This is a genomic window from Pusillimonas sp. SM2304, from assembly GCF_031628915.1.
Lineage (GTDB): Bacteria > Pseudomonadota > Gammaproteobacteria > Burkholderiales > Burkholderiaceae_B > Pusillimonas_C.
The window spans coordinates 1106573-1125647 of record NZ_JAVLUJ010000001.1 but is presented as its reverse complement, the minus strand read 5'-3'; the positions used below and the strand labels follow the sequence as shown (position 1 = coordinate 1125647).

Annotated in this window: 15 protein-coding genes and 1 pseudogene; 8 read left to right on the top strand and 8 right to left on the bottom strand. The window is 62.5% G+C overall.

All coding sequences use genetic code 11. The features are described from left to right. Nucleotides 1–12: 12 nt before the first annotated feature. The gene (locus RE432_RS05140) at nt 13–1515 is read right to left on the bottom strand and encodes an AMP nucleosidase (RefSeq protein WP_310932152.1); all 1503 of its coding nucleotides are present in this window, start codon (nt 1513–1515) and stop codon (nt 13–15) included. Between the two features lie 176 nt (nt 1516–1691). Between RE432_RS05140 and RE432_RS05135 the strand changes: the two genes are divergently transcribed. Further along, nucleotides 1692–2627 carry an AEC family transporter gene (locus RE432_RS05135; RefSeq protein WP_310932150.1) on the top strand — a complete coding sequence of 312 codons (936 nt, stop codon included), beginning with the start codon at nt 1692–1694 and terminating at the stop codon, nt 2625–2627. A gap of 72 nt (nt 2628–2699) precedes the next feature. Here the strand turns inward: RE432_RS05135 and RE432_RS05130 are convergent. The 3 genes and pseudogenes from RE432_RS05130 to RE432_RS05120 all read right to left on the bottom strand — a co-directional run. Next, nucleotides 2700–2993: pseudogene (locus tag RE432_RS05130) on the bottom strand (4a-hydroxytetrahydrobiopterin dehydratase); the annotation flags it as partial. 90 nt (nt 2994–3083) lie between these two features. Continuing rightward, nucleotides 3084–4433 carry a guanine deaminase gene (gene guaD / locus RE432_RS05125; protein ID WP_310932149.1) on the bottom strand — a complete coding sequence of 450 codons (1350 nt, stop codon included), beginning with the start codon at nt 4431–4433 and terminating at the stop codon, nt 3084–3086. 92 nt (nt 4434–4525) lie between these two features. Further along, nucleotides 4526–5443, bottom strand: a complete 918-nt coding sequence (locus RE432_RS05120) for a LysR family transcriptional regulator (protein WP_310932148.1) — start codon at nt 5441–5443, stop codon at nt 4526–4528. 204 nt (nt 5444–5647) lie between these two features. Here RE432_RS05120 and RE432_RS05115 point away from each other — a divergent pair, with 204 nt between their 5' ends. From RE432_RS05115 to RE432_RS05090, 6 genes are all read left to right on the top strand, one after another. Continuing rightward, a complete protein-coding gene (locus RE432_RS05115) occupies nt 5648–7807 on the top strand; it encodes a malate synthase G (protein WP_310932147.1) in 2160 nt (719 codons plus the stop codon). A 215-nt stretch (nt 7808–8022) separates the two neighbouring features. Next, nucleotides 8023–9036, top strand: coding sequence for an ABC transporter substrate-binding protein (locus tag RE432_RS05110; protein ID WP_310932146.1), 1014 nt, complete (start codon nt 8023–8025; stop codon nt 9034–9036). Nucleotides 9037–9057: 21 nt separating this feature from the next. Then, a complete protein-coding gene (locus RE432_RS05105) occupies nt 9058–9825 on the top strand; it encodes an ABC transporter ATP-binding protein (RefSeq protein ID WP_310932144.1) in 768 nt (255 codons plus the stop codon). After that, nucleotides 9822–10691, top strand: a complete 870-nt coding sequence (locus RE432_RS05100) for an ABC transporter permease (protein ID WP_310932143.1) — start codon at nt 9822–9824, stop codon at nt 10689–10691. Before RE432_RS05105 ends, RE432_RS05100 begins: the two co-directional genes overlap by 4 nt. A 24-nt stretch (nt 10692–10715) precedes the next feature. Beyond that, on the top strand, nt 10716–12443 hold the full coding sequence (gene araD, locus RE432_RS05095; RefSeq protein WP_310932142.1) for an L-arabinonate dehydratase: 1728 nt from the start codon (nt 10716–10718) through the stop codon (nt 12441–12443). Between the two features lie 142 nt (nt 12444–12585). Further along, nucleotides 12586–14190 carry an argininosuccinate lyase gene (locus tag RE432_RS05090; protein WP_310932140.1) on the top strand — a complete coding sequence of 535 codons (1605 nt, stop codon included), beginning with the start codon at nt 12586–12588 and terminating at the stop codon, nt 14188–14190. 66 nt (nt 14191–14256) lie between these two features. Here the strand turns inward: RE432_RS05090 and RE432_RS05085 are convergent, their stop codons facing one another. Both RE432_RS05085 and RE432_RS05080 read right to left on the bottom strand, forming a co-directional pair. Continuing rightward, entirely contained in the window at nt 14257–15447 is a 1191-nt protein-coding gene (locus RE432_RS05085; protein WP_310932139.1) for an acetylornithine transaminase, read from the bottom strand. Nucleotides 15448–15541: 94 nt separating this feature from the next. Then, nucleotides 15542–16432, bottom strand: a complete 891-nt coding sequence (locus RE432_RS05080) for an EamA family transporter (RefSeq protein ID WP_310932138.1) — start codon at nt 16430–16432, stop codon at nt 15542–15544. Nucleotides 16433–16538: 106 nt separating this feature from the next. On the opposite strand from RE432_RS05080, the gene RE432_RS05075 reads away from it, so the two are divergent. After that, a complete protein-coding gene (locus RE432_RS05075; RefSeq protein ID WP_310932137.1) occupies nt 16539–17411 on the top strand; it encodes an MOSC N-terminal beta barrel domain-containing protein in 873 nt (290 codons plus the stop codon). A 28-nt stretch (nt 17412–17439) separates the two neighbouring features. On the opposite strand, the gene RE432_RS05070 is transcribed toward RE432_RS05075, so the two are convergent. Beyond that, nucleotides 17440–18102: an amino acid ABC transporter permease gene (locus RE432_RS05070; RefSeq protein ID WP_310932135.1), complete on the bottom strand. Its 663-nt coding sequence runs from the start codon at nt 18100–18102 to the stop codon at nt 17440–17442. Nucleotides 18103–18121: 19 nt separating this feature from the next. Beyond that, nucleotides 18122–18931, bottom strand: coding sequence for a cystine ABC transporter substrate-binding protein (locus RE432_RS05065; RefSeq protein ID WP_310932133.1), 810 nt, complete (start codon nt 18929–18931; stop codon nt 18122–18124). Nucleotides 18932–19075 lie beyond the last annotated feature (144 nt).

Below are 19075 nucleotides of genomic sequence, written 5' to 3'. Positions count from 1 at the left end.
GACCGCACCGGCCTATTTGAATGCGGTTTCGATAAAGCTGCGCAACTTGCGCGAATGCAGCCGCTCGCGCGGCATATCGCGCAATAGTTCCAGCGCCCGGATGCCAATATGCAAGTGCTGCCCGACCTGAGTGCGATAAAAGTCGCTGGCCATACCCGGCAATTTCAGCTCGCCATGCAGCGGCTTGTCGGACACGCACAGCAAAGTACCGTAAGGCACCCGAAAGCGGAAACCATTGGCGGCAATAGTGGCCGACTCCATATCCAGCGCAATGGCGCGCGATTGCGACAGGCGCTGCACCGGTTCATGGTGATCGCGCAGCTCCCAGTTGCGGTTGTCAATCGACGCCACCGTGCCCGTGCGCATAATCTTCTTCAGCTCCCACCCCGACAGGCCCGAGACATCGGCCACGGCCTGCTCCAGCGCAATCTGTATTTCCGCCAGCGGCGGCACCGGCACCCACGTGGGCAGATCGGCATCCAGCACATGGTCCTGGCGGACATACCCGTGCGCCAGGACATAATCGCCCAGGCGCTGGGTGGTCCGCAGGCCGGCGCAGTGGCCCAGCATCAGCCAGGCCGAAGGCCGCAGCACCGCCACGTGATCGGTAATGGTCTTGGCGTTGGACGGCCCGATGCCGATGTTGATCAAGGTGATGCCCATGTGCTTGTCGCGCACCAGATGGTAGGACGGCATCTGCGGCACACGCATGAGCGGCAGGCCAATGCGCTCGGCATCGGCGCCGGCCCGCGTGATGACATTGCCCGGCTCGACCAGCGCGGTATAGCCGCCCTCGCCCTGCGCCAGCGTTTCCTTGGCCCACTGGCAGAACTCATCGACATAGAACTGATAGTTGGTAAAAAGCACGAAATTCTGGAAGTGCTCGGGTGCCGTGGCCGTGTAGTGCTGCAGGCGGTGCAGGGAATAATCGACGCGCGGCGCGGTAAAAGGCGCCAGCGGCTGCGGCTCTTCCGGCCTGCCCAGCCATGTGCCATTGACAATGGCGTCGTCGGTCACCGCCAGGTTGGGCACATCGAAATGATCGCGCAGCGCATCGCCCAGCAGGGAGTCTGAGTAGACGCCCTCCACATACTCCCCGTCGCCGAACGAAAAGTGCAGGGGAATCGGCATGTCGGACTCGCCGACCTCGACCGGGACCCCATGATTCTTGATCAGCAAGCCGATCTGCTCGAGCAGGTAATCGAAGTACAGCGCGGGCTGGGTCACCGTGGTCATGTAGGCGCCCGGTTCGACCACGTGGCCGTATGACAGGCGGCTGTCGACTTCCTGATAGGTATTCACCTTGATCCGGATGGCCGGGTAATAGGCCCGCACGCGCCGGCCGCCCGCATGGCGGCCCTTGGCATAGTCGGCAAAGGCGTCCCGGATGAAGGCGGTATTCCTGGCGTAGATCTCGACCAAGCGCTCTGTGGCGGCTCGGGCGTCGGTATAGGCCGTGAAGGGAATGACGGGCGGCAACAGGGTGGAGGGCGCAGAGTCCGATGAGTCAAACATGTTCGCTACCAGCAAAAATGACAATATATAAATCTACTATGACACGATATGCGTTGCCGTGCACTGATCCCCACGGCGCTTGAATATTTGTTTTAATAAGCCCGATCCGAATCAGGGCCTGCCCCGGTCCCAACACGGTCCCACCCGTCAACAGGCCCTAGCCGGCAGGAGCCCCCTTGAGCGTCATCATCAATGCTGTTTTCCCGCTGTTCGCGCTCATTCTGATCGGCTACCTGAGTGCCCGGAACAGGCTGCTGGGGCCGGGCGCGGTCGACAGCCTGAACAAGTTCGTCGTCTACATGGCGCTGCCCGCCCTGCTGTTCCAGGCCATGGCGCAAATCACCTGGGACGAGATCAACCAGCCGGGCTATATCGCCGCAACGGTTCTTTCCATCGCCGCCGTCTTCGGGGTGTCTTACCTGCTGGACCGCCACCGCCGCGGCCGCCTGGCCGATGCCAGCATTGAAGGCCTGGCGGCCTCTTATTCGAATGCGGGGTTCATGGGCATACCTCTGTGCCTGATGCTGTTCGGCGACGCCGGCCTGCCGCCGGTCATTATTGCCACCCTATTGACCGCCTGTGGCCTGTTCGCGTTTTCCATCGTACTGATCGAGGTCGACCTGCAGGCCTCGCCCAGCATGTGGCGTACGGCGCGCAAGGTGGGCATGGCATTGCTGCGCAATCCCCTGGTCGCCGCCCCGCTGCTGGGCCTGCTGATGGCCGCCATGCAATGGCCCCTGCCCTATGCCGTCGAGCAATTCACCACCTTGCTGGGCGCGGCCGCCAGCCCCTGCGCGCTGGTGACAATAGGCCTGTTCCTGGCCCAGGGCCAGCCCACCGAACATCACGGCGCCGTCTGGCGCATCGTAGCGCTGAAGCTGGTCCTGCATCCGCTGATCGCCTTCGTGCTGGTGTACTGGGTTTTCGATATGCCGCCGCTATGGGCCAGCACCGCCATCCTGCTTGCCGCCCTGCCGGTGGGCACGGGCCCCTTCATGCTGGCCAAGCTATACGAACGCGAGCCCGCCATTGCCTCGCGCGCCATCTTGCTGTCCACCGTGCTGTCGCTGGCCACCGTATCGCTGCTGGTGTCCTGGCTGCACCCCGCCTGACTGCTTTCCGGGCCAGGGCGGCGGCCGCTTTGGCGCATAGCGCAGGCCGTGCCGGTCAAACCCCGGCAAGGCTCAGGCCAGTTGGTCCATGAACAAGGCCAGGGCCACATCCCGCTCGGTGACGCCCTTGGCATCATGCGTGGTCAGCGTGACATTCAGCCGGTTGTACACGTTGGTCCATTCGGGATGGTGGTCGAGCTTTTCAGCCTGCATGGCCACTTGCGTCATGAATCCGAAAGCCTCGTTGAAATTCTTGAAGATAAACGTCTTGTGAATGGCATCGCGCCCCTCGGTGGCCGACCAGCCCTCGAGCAACAGCAGGGCGGACGGGGCGCCGATCAATTTCAGCTGGTTCTTCATGATGACTTTCCTTTGAGTGAAGCGTCGTCAAAACCGCGTAGCCTTACATCATAACGGGTTCACCTAGCCCGAATATGACAAACTGCGCGTCCCGCCCTACTGGCCGCGCGCCGGGCTGCCGTCACGCGCATGCAGCAGCCGGCCGGCCGAATAGGCCGCGGCCACGGCACGGTCGTCGCCCAGCATGATCAGCGCGAAAAGCACCTCTTCCAGCGATTCGGCGCGCGCCGTGCGCCGTGCCAGCAGCGGCGTCGCTTGCGGATCGAGCACGATGAAATCGGCCTCGGCCCCCGGCGCCAAGGTGCCGATCCGGCCGCCCAGGTCCAGCCCGCGGGCGGCGCCTTCAGTGGCCAGGTAGAACAGGCTGTGGCCGCTCAGGTGGTGGCCGTTCATGCGGGCCACATTGTGGGCGGCCGCCATGGTCTGCAGCATGGAAAGCGAGGTGCCGCCCCCCACATCGCTGGCCAGGGCGACCGGCATGCGGCTCGCCTCGGCCGCGGCGAAGTCGAACAGGCCGCTGCCCAGGAACAGGTTCGAGGTCGGGCAATGCGCGGCCAGCGCCCCCGCTTCGCCCATGCGGCGCCGGTCATGCTCGTCCAGCCAGATGCAATGCCCATACACTGCGCGCGGGCGCAGCAGGCCGAACTGATCGTAGATATCCAGATAACTGCGATGGCCCGGAAACAGCGCCATCGCCCAGGCGACTTCCTGGGTGTTTTCCGCCACGTGGCTTTGTATGAAGACGTCGGGGTAGCGTTGCGCCAGCTCGCCGCACAAGGCCAGTTGCGCCGGCGTCGACGTCGGGGCGAACCGCGGCGTCAAGCCGTACATCTGGCGCCCCTGGCCGTGCCAGCGCTGAATCAGGGCCTCGCTGTCGCGCGCACCCGATTCAGCCGTGTCCTGCAAGTAGCCGGGACAATTCCTATCCATCAATACCTTGCCCGCCACCATGCGCACGTTGCGCGCGTGGCTTTCGGCAAAAAAGGCGTCGGCCGAGCCCGGGTGCACGGTGCAATACACCAGCGCCGTGGTGGTGCCGCTGCGCAGCAGCTCGTCCAGGAAGAAGCGCGCCACATCGGCGGCATAGGCCGGATCTTCAAAGCGCCGCTCGGCCGGAAAGGTGTAAGTGTCCAGCCACGACAACAGCCCGGGCGCCGGCGAGGCAATGATGTCGGTCTGCGGGTAATGAACGTGGGTATCGATGAAGCCCGGCACAATCAGCTTGCCGCGCCAGTCCACAACGGGCAAGCCTTCCAGCCCGGGCGACAAGGCTGCGTAATCGCCCAGTTGCACAATGCGGCCATGCTCGACGATCAGCAGTCCATCCGGCACGTACACGGTCGACCCGTCGTCCACGTCGGGGCCGGGCGGCGCGGCAAAGTAGAGCAGTTGCGCGCGATAAGCGGTTTTTTCGTCGGGCCTGCCGGCCTGGTCGGTTGGCAGCATCAAGCGTTCACTTCACGGGTTGCGGCATCCGGTATGGATACGGTCAACGGCAATGGTAGCAGGACATGACCCGGCAGCCCCCGCGACGCGCATCAATCCGCCGCGCTGTCTTCCCAGTATGCCGGCCGGTTGTAGATGTCGCGCAGATAATCAATGAAGTGGCGCACCTTGGCCGGCAAATAGCGCTGCTGCGGGTACACGGCCTGTATGTCGTAGTCGGGCAGTGCAAACTCATCCAGCACGGTCATCAAGGTGCCCTGCTTGAGTTCAGCCTGGATTTCCCAGGTAGAGCGCCAACCCACGCCCAGGCCCTGCTTGACCCAGCCGTGCAGCAGCTCGCCGTCATTGCAGGCCAGGTCGCCTTCGACCCGAACGGCAAAGGGCTTGCCGTCGCGCACGAAAATCCAGCCGCGCTGCTGCCCGCCCTGCAAGTTGAAAGCCAGGCAGTTATGCCGCGTCAGGTCTTCGGGAATGCGCGGCACGCCATAGCGATTGAAATAGTCGGGCGTCCCGCACACCACGCGCTGGTTCGGATACAGATGCAGGGCCACGTAGTTGGGGTCCTTGACCTCGCCCACGCGGATGGCCACGTCATAACCTTCCCGCACCAGGTCTTCAACGCTGTCGGTAAAATTGAAGGACAGGCGCAGTTCCGGATAGGCCTTGCGGAAAGCGGCTGCATGCGGCGCTACATGCTTGCGGCCGAAAGCCGCCGGCGCCGCCACGGCCAAATGGCCTCGCACCACATTGCGGCCCGCGCTGATACTGCCTTCGGCCGCGTCGAAGTCCAGCAGCAGTTGCTGGCAGCTTTCCAGGAACTGCTCGCCCAGGTCCGTCAGGGTCAGGCCCCGGGTCGAACGATGCATCAGTTGCACGCCCAGGCGGCGCTCCAGCGAGGTCAGCCGCCGGCCCATGACCACGGGCGTCACCCCTTCGACCAGCGCGGCCGCCGCAAAGCTGCCTTTCTCGGCAATCAGGGCAAAGCTGCGTATCGTGGTGTAGCGATCCATTCCATACCTTTGTTTAAGGGCTATACCCGTACCGTAAGGGAAAAATGGGCGAACTTCGGCCTATAAAGCCCTTTATTCGATACTAAAAGTATCGACAGCAAGGATGAATCATAGCATTCAATTTGGCCGGTTTTTTCACTATCCTATCGTCATATCGGCGCGTTCAGGCTGCCGTCCCTTCATTACTCTATCCAAAGGAACATCATGAGCGAACGCACTTCCAGCAATCGGCTGCAGATTGCCACTGAGCTGTACCAATTCATCCAGGAAGAAGCCCTGCCCGGCACCGGCCTGGACGCCGCCGCTTTCTGGTCCGGCTTCGACCAGTTGGTGCACGACCTGGCGCCCAAGAACCGTCAATTGCTGGCCGAGCGCGATCGCCTGCAGGCCGAGCTCGACAACTGGTATCGCAACAACCCCGGGCCGATCAAAGACGCCGAAGCCTACCAGGCCTTCCTGCGCCAGATCGGCTACCTGAAAGACGCGCCCGCCAAGGTGGCCGTCAAGACCAGCAAGGTCGACTTTGAAATTACCAACCAGGCGGGTCCGCAACTGGTCGTGCCCATCACCAATGCGCGCTACGCCCTGAACGCCGCCAATGCCCGCTGGGGCAGCCTGTACGACGCCCTGTACGGCACCGACGCCATTGCGGAAGACGGCGGCGCCACGCGCGCCGGGGGCTACAACCCGGTGCGCGGCGCCAAAGTGGTTGCCTTTGCCCGCGCCTTCCTGGACGACAGCATCCCCTTGGCCTCCGGTTCGCACAGCGATGCCAAAGCCTATGCCGTCGCCGACGGCCGGTTGCAGGTCACCCTGGGCAACGGGCAGCAGACCACGCTTGCGGACACCGGCCTGTTCCTGGGCTACCGCGGCGACGCCGCCAAACCCGAAGCGCTGGTTTTCCGCCATAACGGCCTGCACATCGAAATCCAGATCGACAACAGCCACCCCATCGGCAGCCAGGACCCGGCCGGCATCAAAGATGTCGTGCTTGAAGCGGCGCTGACCACCATCATGGACTGCGAAGATTCCATCGCCGCCGTCGACGCCCAGGACAAGGTCACCGCCTACCGCAACTGGCTGGGGCTGATGAACGGCACCCTGACCGAGGAAGTCGCCAAAGGCGGCAAAACGTTTACCCGCGCCCTGAACCCCGACCGCGAATACATCGACCTGAACGGCAACACCCAGTCGCTGCACGGCCGTTCGCTCATGTTCATCCGCAACGTGGGGCATCTGATGACCAACCCGGCCATTCTCGACGACGCCGGACGCGAAGTCCCCGAAGGCATACTGGACGGCGTCTTCACCTCGCTGATCGCCATGCACGACCTGAAAAAGCAGGGCAACTCGCGCGCGGGTTCCATCTACATCGTCAAGCCCAAGATGCACGGCCCCGACGAAGTGGCCTTTGCCACCGAACTCTTCGCCCGGACCGAAGCCTTGCTGGGCCTGGAGCCCAACACGATCAAAATGGGCATCATGGACGAAGAACGCCGCACCAGCGCCAACCTGAAGGCGTGCATCGACGCCGCCCGCGAGCGCGTCGCCTTCATCAACACGGGCTTTCTGGACCGCACGGGCGACGAGATGCACACCTCGATGGAGGCCGGCCCCATGGTGCGCAAAGGCGACATGAAGCGCAGCACCTGGATCGATGCCTACGAACGCAACAACGTGCAGACCGGGCTGGAATGCGGCCTGCGCGGCCAGGCGCAGATCGGCAAGGGCATGTGGGCCATGCCCGACCTGATGGCCGACATGCTGGAGCAGAAAATCGGCCACCTGAAGGCGGGCGGCAATACGGCCTGGGTCCCCTCGCCCACCGCCGCCACCCTGCATGCCCTGCACTATCATCAAATCGATGTGCAGGAAGTGCAGCGCGGCATGGAAGGCCGGTCCGAACCCTTGCTCACCAAGCTGCTGACCATTCCCGTGGCTACCGACACCAACTGGTCGGCCCAGGAAATCCAGGAAGAGCTCGACAACAACGCCCAGGGCATCCTGGGTTATGTGGTGCGCTGGATCGACCAGGGCATAGGCTGCTCCAAGGTGCCCGACATCCATAACGTGGGGCTCATGGAAGACCGCGCCACCCTGCGCATCTCGAGCCAGCACATGGCCAACTGGCTGCGCCATGGCGTGGTCAGCGCAGAGCAGGTCCGGGAAACCATGGAACGCATGGCTGCCGTGGTCGACGGCCAGAACGCGGGCGACCCGCTGTACCGGCCCATGGCGGGGCATTTCGATACCTCGTCCGCCTACAAGGCCGCTTGCGACCTCGTCTTCAAGGGCCTGGAGCAGCCCAACGGCTATACCGAGCCGCTGCTGCACCAATGGCGCCAGGTCGTGAAGGCGCAATAAGCCTGACTGCCCGTCCCGGCCCAGAACGCCCGAAGGTCCGCCTTCGGGCGTTTTTGCCTTGCGGCGTCCACGCGAGGCGTTATAGTTAAAAACAATCGCGTCCTGAAATTGATGAATATTAATGATTTATCGTTCACATACTAATATATTAGTATGTTTCCTGTTGATTGCAGCACGCATAAACCAAAACAGTCATTCAACGGAGACAACACACCATGAAGCGAACTCGCCAATATGCCGCCGCCATCCTGATGGCCGCGATTGCAGGCACGGCCGGCGTTGCCGGCGCCCAGGAAAAAACCGAAATCACCATCACCAAGCAGCCCAGCATCTTGTATCTTCCCGCCTTGGTCATGCAAAAGCAGGAACTGATCGAGAAGAAAGCAGCGGAAGAAGGCTTGAAAGACCTGAAGGTCAACTGGCGTTCATTCAGCGGCGGCGGCGCCGCCACCGATGCCTTGCTGTCCGACAATGTGGAAATCGTCAACAGCGGTGTCGGCAACCTGCTGCTTTTGTGGGATCGCACCAAAGGCAAGGTCAAGGGCATTACCACCCATTCGGCGCTGCCGCTTGCCCTGGTCAGCCGCGACCCCAATATCAACGGGCTGAAGGATTTCGGCCCCAAGGACAAGATTGCGGTGCCCACCGTGCGCGTCTCGACCCAGGCCATCCTGCTGCAGATGGCGGCCGAAAAGGAGTTCGGCGCAGACAACTGGTCCAAGCTGGACGCCAATACGGTCCAGTTGGGCCACCCGGATGCCGCCGCCATGCTGGCCAATCCCAATGGCGAAATTTCCACGCACTTTGCCGCGCCGCCCTTCTTTTACAAAGAGCTCAAGACCATACCCAACGCCCATGTGATCCTGCGCTCCAACGACATCATCGACGGCGGCCTGTCGCAATCGACGCTGTTCACGACCACCAAGTTCGCCGAGGCCAACCCCAAAATCATCAAGGCCGTGCTGGCGGCATCGCAGGAAGCCATTGATTTCATCAAGGCCAACACCGAGCAGGCGGTGGACATCTACCGCGAAGTCAGTGGCGACCAGACCAGCGCCGCCGAACTGCTGGATATGCTCAAGCAGCCCGGCATGATGGACTTCCAGATGGCGCCGGCGGGTTCGATGAAGTTTGCCGAACACATGGCCAAGGTCGGCATCCTGAAGACCAAGCCCGAGCAATGGACGGATTATTTCCTGCCCGAATCCGCCTCGTTGAACGGCAGCTAAGCCCTGTTTCCGGAGAACCCGATGTCACACCTGCTGGAAGTGGATGCCGTCACCTTGCGGTACAAAACGCCTGAAAGCATTATTACCGCGACCGACAAAGTCAGTTTCAATGTCGGCAGCGCAGACCGCTTTGTACTGCTTGGCCCATCGGGCTGTGGCAAATCGACCTTGCTCAAGGCCGTGGGCGGCTACCTGACGCCGGAAGAAGGCGAAATCCGCATCAAGGGCAAGCCCGTCAAGCGTCCCGGCGCGGACCGCATGATGGTGTTCCAGGAGTTCGACCAGTTGCTGCCATGGAAGACCGTTCTGGAAAACGTCATGTTTCCCTTGCTGGTCGCCCGCAAGATGCCCAGGAAAGAGGCCGAGGAACGCGCCCGCAACTATGTCGAGAAAGTACACCTGGGCAAGTTCGCCGACAGCTACACCCACACGCTGTCGGGCGGCATGAAGCAGCGCGTGGCGATTGCGCGGGGCATGTCGATGGAACCCGACATCCTGCTGATGGACGAGCCATTCGCCGCGCTGGACGCCCTGACGCGGCGCCAGATGCAGGATGAACTGCTGCAGTTGTGGGACGAAACGCGCTTTACCGTGATGTTCGTCACCCACTCGATTGCCGAAGCCATCCGGATCGGCAATCGCATTTTGCTGCTGTCGCCGCATCCGGGCGAAGTCAAGGCCGAAGTCTCCGGCATCGAAGCCATTGCCGACGATCCGGCCGCCGCCGCCGAGCTGGAGCACGAGATTCACGGATTGCTGTTCAATCAAGAAGAAGCCCACACATCATGACACGCCCCACCATCACCCTGAAACAGGACACCGCGGCCGAACAGGATGCCGCCCGAAAAGTCGTGCTGGTGCGCGAGCTGCCGCTGATTCAAAGGCTATGGGGCAACGCCTTCCTGCGCAAGACGCTCATCATCCTGCTGCTGGCGCTGGCCTGGGAAGTGTATGGCCGCGTGCTGGACAACCCGCTGCTGTTTCCCACGCTGTCCGACACCATAGGCGCTTTCTTCGGCCGCATTGCCGATGGCGTGCTGGTCGACCGGGCCTGGACATCCATGAAGGTCCTGCTCATAGGCTATACCTTGGGGATCATACTGGCTGCCGTCATCACCATCCTGGCGATCAGTACCCAGATCGGCACCGACTTCCTGGAAGTCATGACGGCCATGTTCAATCCGCTGCCGGCCATCGCTCTGCTGCCGCTCGCCCTGATCTGGTTCGGGCTGGGTACCACCAGCATCGTTTTCGTGCTGCTGCATTCCGTCGTGTGGGTCGTCGCGCTCAATACGCAGTCGGGCTTCATGGCCGTATCGCACACCTTGCGCATGGTGGGCCGCAACTACGAGCTGACGGGCCTGAACTATGTGGCCAAGATCCTGATACCGGCCGCCTTTCCTTCTATTTTGACCGGCCTGAAAATTGGCTGGGCCTTCGCCTGGCGCACGCTGATTGCCGCCGAACTGGTCTTTGGCGTGGCATCGGGCCAGGGCGGCCTGGGCTGGTTCATTTTCGAAAACCGCAACCTGCTCGACATCCCCGCCGTGTTTGCCGGTTTGCTGACTGTGATTATCATCGGACTGATCGTCGAGAATTTCGTCTTCCGGCTGATCGAGAAAAAAACCGTACGCCGTTGGGGCATGCAAAGCTAAGCAGACACGATACAAAGGAAGGATATGAAAACGCCGGAATCATTACGCAGCGCGCGCTGGTTTGCGCCCGATGACTTGCGCGGCTTCGGCCATCGATCGCGCATCATGCAGATGGGCTATGGGCCCGAAGACTGGGCGGGCAAACCCGTCATCGCCATCATCAACACCTGGTCAGACATCAATCCCTGTCATGCGCATTTCAAGCAAAGGGTCGAGGACATCAAGCGCGGCGTGCTGCAAGCCGGCGGTTTCCCGCTAGAGCTGCCGGCCCAGTCGCTGGCCGAGCAATACGTCAAGCCGTCGACCATGCTCTACCGGAACCTGCTGGCGCTGGAAACCGAAGAGCTGATACGCTGCCATCCGGTGGACGGCGTCGTCTTGATGGGCGGGTGCGACAAGACCACGCCCGCCTTGCTGATGGGGGCGAGCAGCGCGGGCGTGCCGGCGATCTACGTACCGGCCGGCCCCATGCTGCGCGGCAACTGGGAAGGCCAGACCCTGGGTTCGGGGTCGGATGCCTGGAAATACTGGGACGAGCGCCGCGCCGGCAACATCACGCCGGTGCAATGGCTGGGCATAGAAGGCGGCATTGCACGATCGCACGGCCACTGCATGACCATGGGCACGGCCAGCACCATGACGGCCATTGCCGAGGCGCTGGGCATGACCTTGCCGGGGGCGTCATCCATCCCCGCGGCCGACGCCAATCATGTACGCATGTGCGCGGAAGCCGGCCGCCGCATCGTGTACATGGTCTGGGAAGACCTGACTCCGTCCAAGATACAAACCACCGCCTCGTTCCTGAACGCCATCACGGTGGCCATGGCCATGGGCTGCTCGACCAACGCCATTATCCACGTCATCGCGCAGGCCCGGCGCGCGGGCTGCGACATCAGCCTGGACGACTTCGAACGGGCCAGCCGCAAAGTCCCGGTCATCGCCAATGTGCGCCCCAGCGGCGAACGCTACCTGATGGAAGACTTCTACTATGCGGGCGGGCTGCGGGCATTGATGGCCCAGCTGAAAAGCCTGCTTGACCTGACTGTGCTGACGGTCACGGGCAAGACGCTGGGCGAGACCCTGGAAGGCGCGCAAGTCTATAACGACGATGTGATCCGCAGCCTGGACAATCCCATTTACGACGAAGGTTCGCTGGCGGTGCTCAAAGGCAACCTGGCGCCCGACGGCTGCGTCATCAAGCCGGCCGCCGCCGAGCCGCGCCTGCGCAAGCACACCGGCAAGGCCCTGGTCTTCGACAGCTATCCCGACATGAAGGCGCAGCTCAACCGGCCCGACCTGGATGTCAGCGCCGATCACGTGCTGATCCTGCGCAATGTCGGTCCGCAAGGCGGGCCGGGCATGCCCGAATGGGGCATGATCCCCATTCCTCAAAAGCTGGTCGAGCAAGGCGTGCGCGACATGCTGCGGATTTCGGACGCGCGCATGAGCGGCACCAGTTACGGCGCCTGCATCCTGCACGTAGCGCCTGAAGCCTATGTGGGCGGCCCGCTGGGCCTGGTCGAAACCGGCGATGAAATTTCCGTGGACGTGGCCGCACGCAGCCTGCATCTGCATGTGAGCCCCCAGGAACTGGCCCGGCGCCAGGCGGCGCGCACCGCGCCCGAACCCCGCTACGAACGCGGCTACGGCTGGATGTTTACCCGACACATTCAGCAGGCCGATGCCGGCTGCGATTTCGACTTCCTGCAAACCGACTTCGGCAAGGCGGCAGGCGAGCCCGATATCTTCTAGGGCCGCCGTCCAGGCGCTTGCATCGCGCCCCGCAAGGGAAGAGGCGGGCCCACCGGCCTGCAAGCTTTTTTTACAGTTCACGCCCGGCAGCCATGCTATGTTGAAGCACCATAACAATCGACAATGCATACGGAGACATGGCGTGAACCTTAAACTAGCCCTTATTATTTCTGCGCTATCGCTTCCGCCTGTGGCGGCTTTTGCCGCCGACACCGGGCAACTGCCTTGCCGCACGACCGCGGAATGCAACCAGCAGGCCGCCAAGGCGGGCACCTCGACAGGCACGCCTTCCGCGGGCGACATCGGCACCAGCGAAACCGATCAGGCCGAAGACCAGTTCTATTGGCTCAACAAGATCAACAAGGCGTCCGTGGTCATGCTGACCGAAGAGCAGATCATCACGCCGGACATGGGCAAGAAAATCGCCGGCGGCGTGGCGCACGCCATCGAGCAGGCCGGCCAGCCCGATGGCAAGCGTCCCAAGGACGTACTTCAGATCGAGCGCATCATCAGCGATGCCATCGGGCCGGATGCCTCGCTGGTGCATACCGGCCGCAGCCGGCAAGACATGTACGCCACCTACCGCATGGCCAAGCTGCGCACCCAGCTGCTGGATTATTCCGATGCGCTGAACACGCTGCGCGAACGCATCGTGGCCACCGCGGCCCAGAACGTCGACACCATCGTGCCCGCCTATACCAACGGCGTGCAGGCCATGCCCATCAGCTATGCGCATTACCTGCTGGCCTACGAGGCCTCGTTCGAACGCGATGCCCAGCGCATCCATGAACTCTACAAGCGGCTGAACCGCAGTGCCATGGGCACCGCCGTCCTGGCCAATTCAAGCTGGCCCCTGAACCGGGAAAGGCTGGCTGATTTGCTGGGCTTCGACGGCGTGATCGAGAACTCCCTGGACTCCAGCCAGGTCAGCCCCTCTGATATTTCGCTGGAAGCTGTCGGCATCGCGTCGTCGGCCGCCATCCGCCTGGGCGCGGTATTGGGCGACATCCATACGCAATACCACCAGACCCGGCCCTGGCTCTTGTTGGACGAAAGCTCTACCTACACCAGCAGCGCCATGCCGCAAAAACGCAATCCAGGCATCATCATGCGGGCCCGCGAAGCCGCCTCCGATGTAGTGGGGCTGGGGCAAACCGTTGTCTTCCGGGCGCACAACGTCACGACCGGCATGACGGACTATAAGTCCTCCTGGGCCGAGATCGGCTTCTTTCCGCAAGCCATCAAGATGATAGAAGGCATGAACAAAGTCATGGATGCCTTGAAGATCAATCCCGAGCGTTCGCTGGAAGAGCTTGAGGACGACTGGACCACGTCCATGGAGCTGGCCGAAACGCTGCAGAAGGAGCACAAGATCCCCTTCCGCGTGGGCCATAGCTTTGCCTCGGCCATTGTGACCGAAGCGCGCAGCCACGGATTCAAGCCCAAGGACTTCCCCTACCCCACGGCCGTCGAGCTTTATGCCAAGGTCATCGCCAAGTACAAGCTGCCCGATACCATCCTGCCTATCCAGGAAGCCGAGTTCCGGCAAGTGCTGTCGCCGGCATTCATGGTGAAAACCCGTCTGGGCACAGGCGGCCCGCAGCCGGCCGAAGTCGAGCGCATGCTGGCCCAGGCCCAGGCCACGCTCAAGGCCGATCAGGACTGGATGCAGGCGACGCGCAAGAAGCTGGCCGATGCCGACAGCCGGCTTGACCAGGTGTTCAATCAGCTCAAGAACGGAAGCTGAAGCCGTTAACAGCAAAAAAGGCAACCCGCTGGGGTTGCCCTTTTTATTGCCGCCCCGACGGAAGGACTACGCGCGAACCTTGGCCACGACGTCGTCCAGCATGGCCAGCATCAGGTCGATTTCCTCGGCCGTCACATTCAGGGCCGGCATGAAGCGCAACAGCGAAGGCCGCGGCGCATTCAGCAACAGGCCTTTGGGCGTCCAGTCGCGTGCGGTATCGACCATGGCAACGGCGTCATCGCGATCCAGTATCAAGGCGCGCAACAGGCCGGTGCCGCGCTCGCCCTTCATGCCCCATTTGGCCGACAGCGCCAGCAGCCCTTCGGACAACTGCTGCGCCCGCGCGTTGACCGCCTCAAGAAAGCCGGGCGCGGTCAGGGTATCGAACACCGCCACGCCAACCGCCGTCATGAGCGGGTTGCCGTTATAGGTGCCGCCCTGGTCGCCATACGCAAACACGCACACCTCTTCGCGCGCGCACAGGGCGGCCAAGGGCACGCCCGCGCCTATGCCCTTGCCCAGGGTCATGATGTCGGGCGTAACGCCTGTCTGCTCGTAGGCGAACAGCGTGCCGGTGCGGCCCATGCCGGTCTGCACCTCGTCGACGATCAGCAACAGGCCGTGCTCATCGGCCAGCTTGCGCAGGCCCTGCATGAACTCGCGGGTGGCGGGAATCACGCCGCCCTCGCCTTGCACCGGCTCGAGCATGATGGCCACGGTCTTGTCGTCGACCAGCGCGCGCACCGAGTCCAGATCGTTCAGGCCGGCCTTGGGAAAGCCATCGACCTGAGGCGCGAACATCGTATCCCAGCCCGGCTTGCCCGATGCCGACATGGTGGCCAGCGTACGGCCGTGGAAGCTGTGATCGAAAGTGATGATCTTGTAGGCGCCATTGCGCTTGACCCGGCCCCATTTGCGCGCCAGCTTGATGGCGCCTTCGTTGGCCTCGGCCCCGCTGTTGGCAAAGAAAATACGGTCAAAGCACGAAGCGCCCGTCAGGCGCTTGGCGAGCTCCATCGATGGCGTGTTGTAGAACGCCGGCGAAGGGTTGACCAGCAGCTCGGACTGCGCGTTCAGGGCTTGCGTCAGTTCGGGCGGACAGTGGCCCAGGCAATTGACCGCCCATCCTTGAACAAAATCCAGGTATCGCTTGCCAAGATGATCTTCCAGCCAGGCGCCTTGCCCTCGCACAAAAACGAGTTCGGGACGCGGGGTGATGTCCATGAGCGCCTTGACGCCCGACTGATCAAATTTCATTGTGGCTTCCTGTATTCAAGAAAAAAGGATTGCAGCAAACCCTGCGGCTCGGATTTTACCGCAGTACGGCGCGCGGCAAGGCCTGCGGCCGCTTTCACGCCCGCCGTGCGCGGCGCAGCAACGCCGCCAGCATCGGCCCGAATGTATTGACCGCCAGACCCAGCATGACGACCAGCCCCCCCGCCCACTGGATCAGCGCCATCTGCTCGCCCAGCAGCCAGGCCGCCGACACCAGGCCAAGCACCGGCACGGCCAGGCTGAGCGGCGCCACTTTGCTGGCCGGATGCCGCGACAGCAGGCGGCCCCACAGGACATAGCCGATGACGGTGGCGATCAGGGCAAGATAGGCCACGGCCAGTATGCCCACATGCGTGATGCCCGACAGGCTGGCCTGTATGGCTTGCGGCCCCTCCAGCGTCCACGACAAGGCCAGGAAAGGCAGGGGCGGGATTAGCGCGCCCCACACCACCAGGCCCAGCATGTCCACCTTGCCGGCGTGCTTGACCACGATATTGCCGGTGGCCCAGCATAGCGCCGCCAGCAATGTCAGCAGAAAGCCCAATAAAGTCATGGAGCCCGGCGCCGCCCCCAACTGGATCAGGAACAAGCCCAATACGGCCGCCCCCATGCCCAGGATGTTGTGCCTGCGCACGCCTTCGCCCAGCAGCAGCGCCGCAATCAGTACGGTAAAGAACGCCTGCGACTGCAGCACCAGCGAAGCCAGGCCCGCCGGCATGCCCACGTACATGGCGGTAAACAGGAAGACGAACTGGCCCAGGCTGATGGTCAGGCCATACAAAATGATAATGCGCCAGGGCAATTGGGGCCGCTTGACGAACAAGATGGCGGGAAACACCACAAACGTGAACCGCAAGGCGCCCAGCAGCAAAGGAGGCACTTCGCTCAGCCCGATCTTGATCATCACAAAGTTCACGCCCCAGGCACAGATCACGACCAGTGCCGCCAGCCAGTCTTTCAATGGCATCCAGATTCCTTCACGGATACATTCAGGAAAGCGGTATTATGCGCTAGTTGACCTGGCCGGCACGCGGCCGCAACACCCCCGTCCATGACTACACAGCGCCACGGCCATGACTATTTCCCTTCTCAGCCTGCACAGCTATCCGGTCAAGTCCTGCGCCGGCATTTCACACACGCGCGCCCGCATCAGCCAGAGCGGCCTGCTGTTCGACAGGCAATGGGTCATTGTCGACGGGAACGGCGTCTTCATGACGCAGCGCCAATACCCAAAAATGGCATTGATCCAGCCCGCGGTCCAGGACGGCGACCTGACGCTGTCCGCGCCCGGCATGCCCGACATTATGGTGCCCTGGCTGACCGACACCGCCGAGCCCGCCCAGGTCCTGGTACGCATCTGGGCGGCCGATACCCTGGGTTTTGACGAGGGCAGCGCCGTGGCCGCCTGGCTGAGCGATTTCCTGGCGCTGCCATGCCGGCTGCTGCGCGTACACCCTGAAGCCGAGCGCCTGGCCAGCCCAGAGCGCGTACAGGACTGGCGCCTGAAGCATTACGACCTGGCGCCCGACTTCCCCGTCCGGCACCGCTTCGGTTTTGCGGACGGCTTTCCCTTCCTGATCGCCAACCAGGGTTCGCTGGACGACCTGAACCAGCGGCTGCGGGCCAAGGGGCAGCCGCCCGTCCCCATGAACCGCTTTCGGCCCAATATTGTGCTGCAGGGGCTGGAACCCTACGAAGAAGACTATCTGGCCTGCATCAAAGTGGGCCAGCTGACCCTGGCCATCGTCAAGCGCTGTGCCCGCTGCCCCATCCCCAATATCGATCAGGCGACCGCCCTGTCGGCCAGCGAGCCCGGCCTGACGCTGGCCGAGTACAGGCAGTTCCCTGAAGGGGTCCTGTTTGGGGTGAATGCCGTGGCCGCCGGCGCGGGCGTGGGCGCCAGCCTGCAGGCTGGCGATCAGGCCGAGGCCGAGTTCGACTTGTGACCCCGGCGGCCGGGCCGGCGGGCAGGTCCTAGGCGTTGCGGGTACTGCGGCCGTAGTGTTTTTCCAGACGACCCTGCACACGCTCCAGGCACAGGCTCAGCATCCAGTAAATGCCGGCGGCGGCCAGGTACAGGGGCAAAGGCTGGAAGGTGGTGGCAATGACATCCTTGGTGGCCAGCAATAACTCCGTGACCGTAATCACCGACACCAGCGAGGTATCCTTGATCAGGCTGATCAAGGTATTGCTCATCGAGGGCACCGCCAGCCGCAAGGCTTGCGGCATGACGACATAATGCAGGTTCTGCCAGTAGTTCAGCCCCAGGCTGTAGCCCGCCGACCATTGGCCGCGGGAAATCCCCACGATCGCGCCGCGCAGGCTTTCCGAAATATAAGCCCCCGCATTCAGGCTCAGCGCCAACACGCCAGCGGTCAGCGGCTCGAACGAAATGCCCACGCTGGGCAGGCCGTAGTAAATAATGAACACCTGCACCAGCAGCGGCGTGCCGCGCATCATGCTGACATACACCGTGGCCGGCACCTGGCTCCAGCGGCTGGGAATAATGCGCGCCACAGCCAGCACAAAACCCACCAGCAATCCGCCGAACATGGCCGAAAAGGCAAAGATCAATGTATAGCCGGTCCCTTTCAAAAGAATGGGACCGGCCAGGACCATCAGGTCGAAGAAATTCATGCTTGGTCAGTCACGGGAATTACTCGGGCTTGCGAACCTTGCTGACGTCGATGCCAAACCACTTGTTCGAGATCTTGGCAAACTCGCCATCGGCAAACGAGTCTTCCAGCGCTTTGTTCACCGCGGCCTCGAAGCCCGGGTTGCCTTTACGGAAAGGGATGCCGTTGAACTTGGGCTCGCCCACGATGGCCCCGCCCTTGATGGGAATATTGGATGTCTTGACCAGATAAGCGGTCATCAGTTGATCGTTCAGCGCAGCATCGACACGCCGGCTGACCAGGTCTGACAGGTACTCAGGCGCGCCGGGGTAGCTTTTGACATCGACGCCTTCCTGCGCCTTGGCCAGGGCTTCGTAGTTGCTGCCTTGCGATACGCCCAGCTTCTTGCCTTTCAGGTCGGCAAAGCTGGTGTAGCCGGCGTCGTCATTCTTGCGCAGGATCAGTTGCGGGCTGGACGCCACATAGGGCACGGAAAAATCAAAGGTTTTTTGCCTTTCCGGGGTAATGCCCACCTGGTTGACGATGACGTCGAACTTGCCCGAACTGAGGCCGGCCAGGATCGCGCTCCATTCCGTCTTGACGAACTGCACCTTGACGCCGAGCTTGTCGGCAATCAGTTGCGAGACCTCGATATCAAAGCCGTCGAGCTCGCCGGTCTTGGTGTCGACATAATTGAAGGGCGGGTACGTGCCTTCTACCCCAACGATCAGCGTGCCGCGTTCCTTGACCGTATCGATCAGGTCGGCCGCCTGGGCGCCGGCGGCGGCAAACGCCGACACGGCCGTCACGCCGGCTGCGAGCAAGCCGCGTACAAAACGAGAAAATTTCATGGTTGATTCCTGCCAGAGTTCAGTAAAAGCGGACGATGGCCACCGTGCGAAGCCGTCTGTGGATGCATCCGCCAGAAGCATATGCTAACAAGCTTTCCGGCCGTTTATAACGATAGGATAATTACTTATATATTACCAAAAGAC

Coding starts and splice junctions, on each gene's coding strand:
- RE432_RS05140 (WP_310932152.1), bottom strand. CDS start 1,515: ATGTTTGACTCATCGGACTCTGCGCCCTCCACCCTGTTGCCGCCCGTC.
- guaD (WP_310932149.1), bottom strand. CDS start 4,433: ATGCTGCCAACCGACCAGGCCGGCAGGCCCGACGAAAAAACCGCTTAT.
- RE432_RS05120 (WP_310932148.1), bottom strand. CDS start 5,443: ATGGATCGCTACACCACGATACGCAGCTTTGCCCTGATTGCCGAGAAA.
- RE432_RS05115 (WP_310932147.1), top strand. CDS start 5,648: ATGAGCGAACGCACTTCCAGCAATCGGCTGCAGATTGCCACTGAGCTG.
- RE432_RS05110 (WP_310932146.1), top strand. CDS start 8,023: ATGAAGCGAACTCGCCAATATGCCGCCGCCATCCTGATGGCCGCGATT.
- RE432_RS05105 (WP_310932144.1), top strand. CDS start 9,058: ATGTCACACCTGCTGGAAGTGGATGCCGTCACCTTGCGGTACAAAACG.
- RE432_RS05100 (WP_310932143.1), top strand. CDS start 9,822: ATGACACGCCCCACCATCACCCTGAAACAGGACACCGCGGCCGAACAG.
- araD (WP_310932142.1), top strand. CDS start 10,716: ATGAAAACGCCGGAATCATTACGCAGCGCGCGCTGGTTTGCGCCCGAT.
- RE432_RS05085 (WP_310932139.1), bottom strand. CDS start 15,447: ATGAAATTTGATCAGTCGGGCGTCAAGGCGCTCATGGACATCACCCCG.
- RE432_RS05080 (WP_310932138.1), bottom strand. CDS start 16,432: ATGCCATTGAAAGACTGGCTGGCGGCACTGGTCGTGATCTGTGCCTGG.
- RE432_RS05075 (WP_310932137.1), top strand. CDS start 16,539: ATGACTATTTCCCTTCTCAGCCTGCACAGCTATCCGGTCAAGTCCTGC.
- RE432_RS05070 (WP_310932135.1), bottom strand. CDS start 18,102: ATGAATTTCTTCGACCTGATGGTCCTGGCCGGTCCCATTCTTTTGAAA.
- RE432_RS05065 (WP_310932133.1), bottom strand. CDS start 18,931: ATGAAATTTTCTCGTTTTGTACGCGGCTTGCTCGCAGCCGGCGTGACG.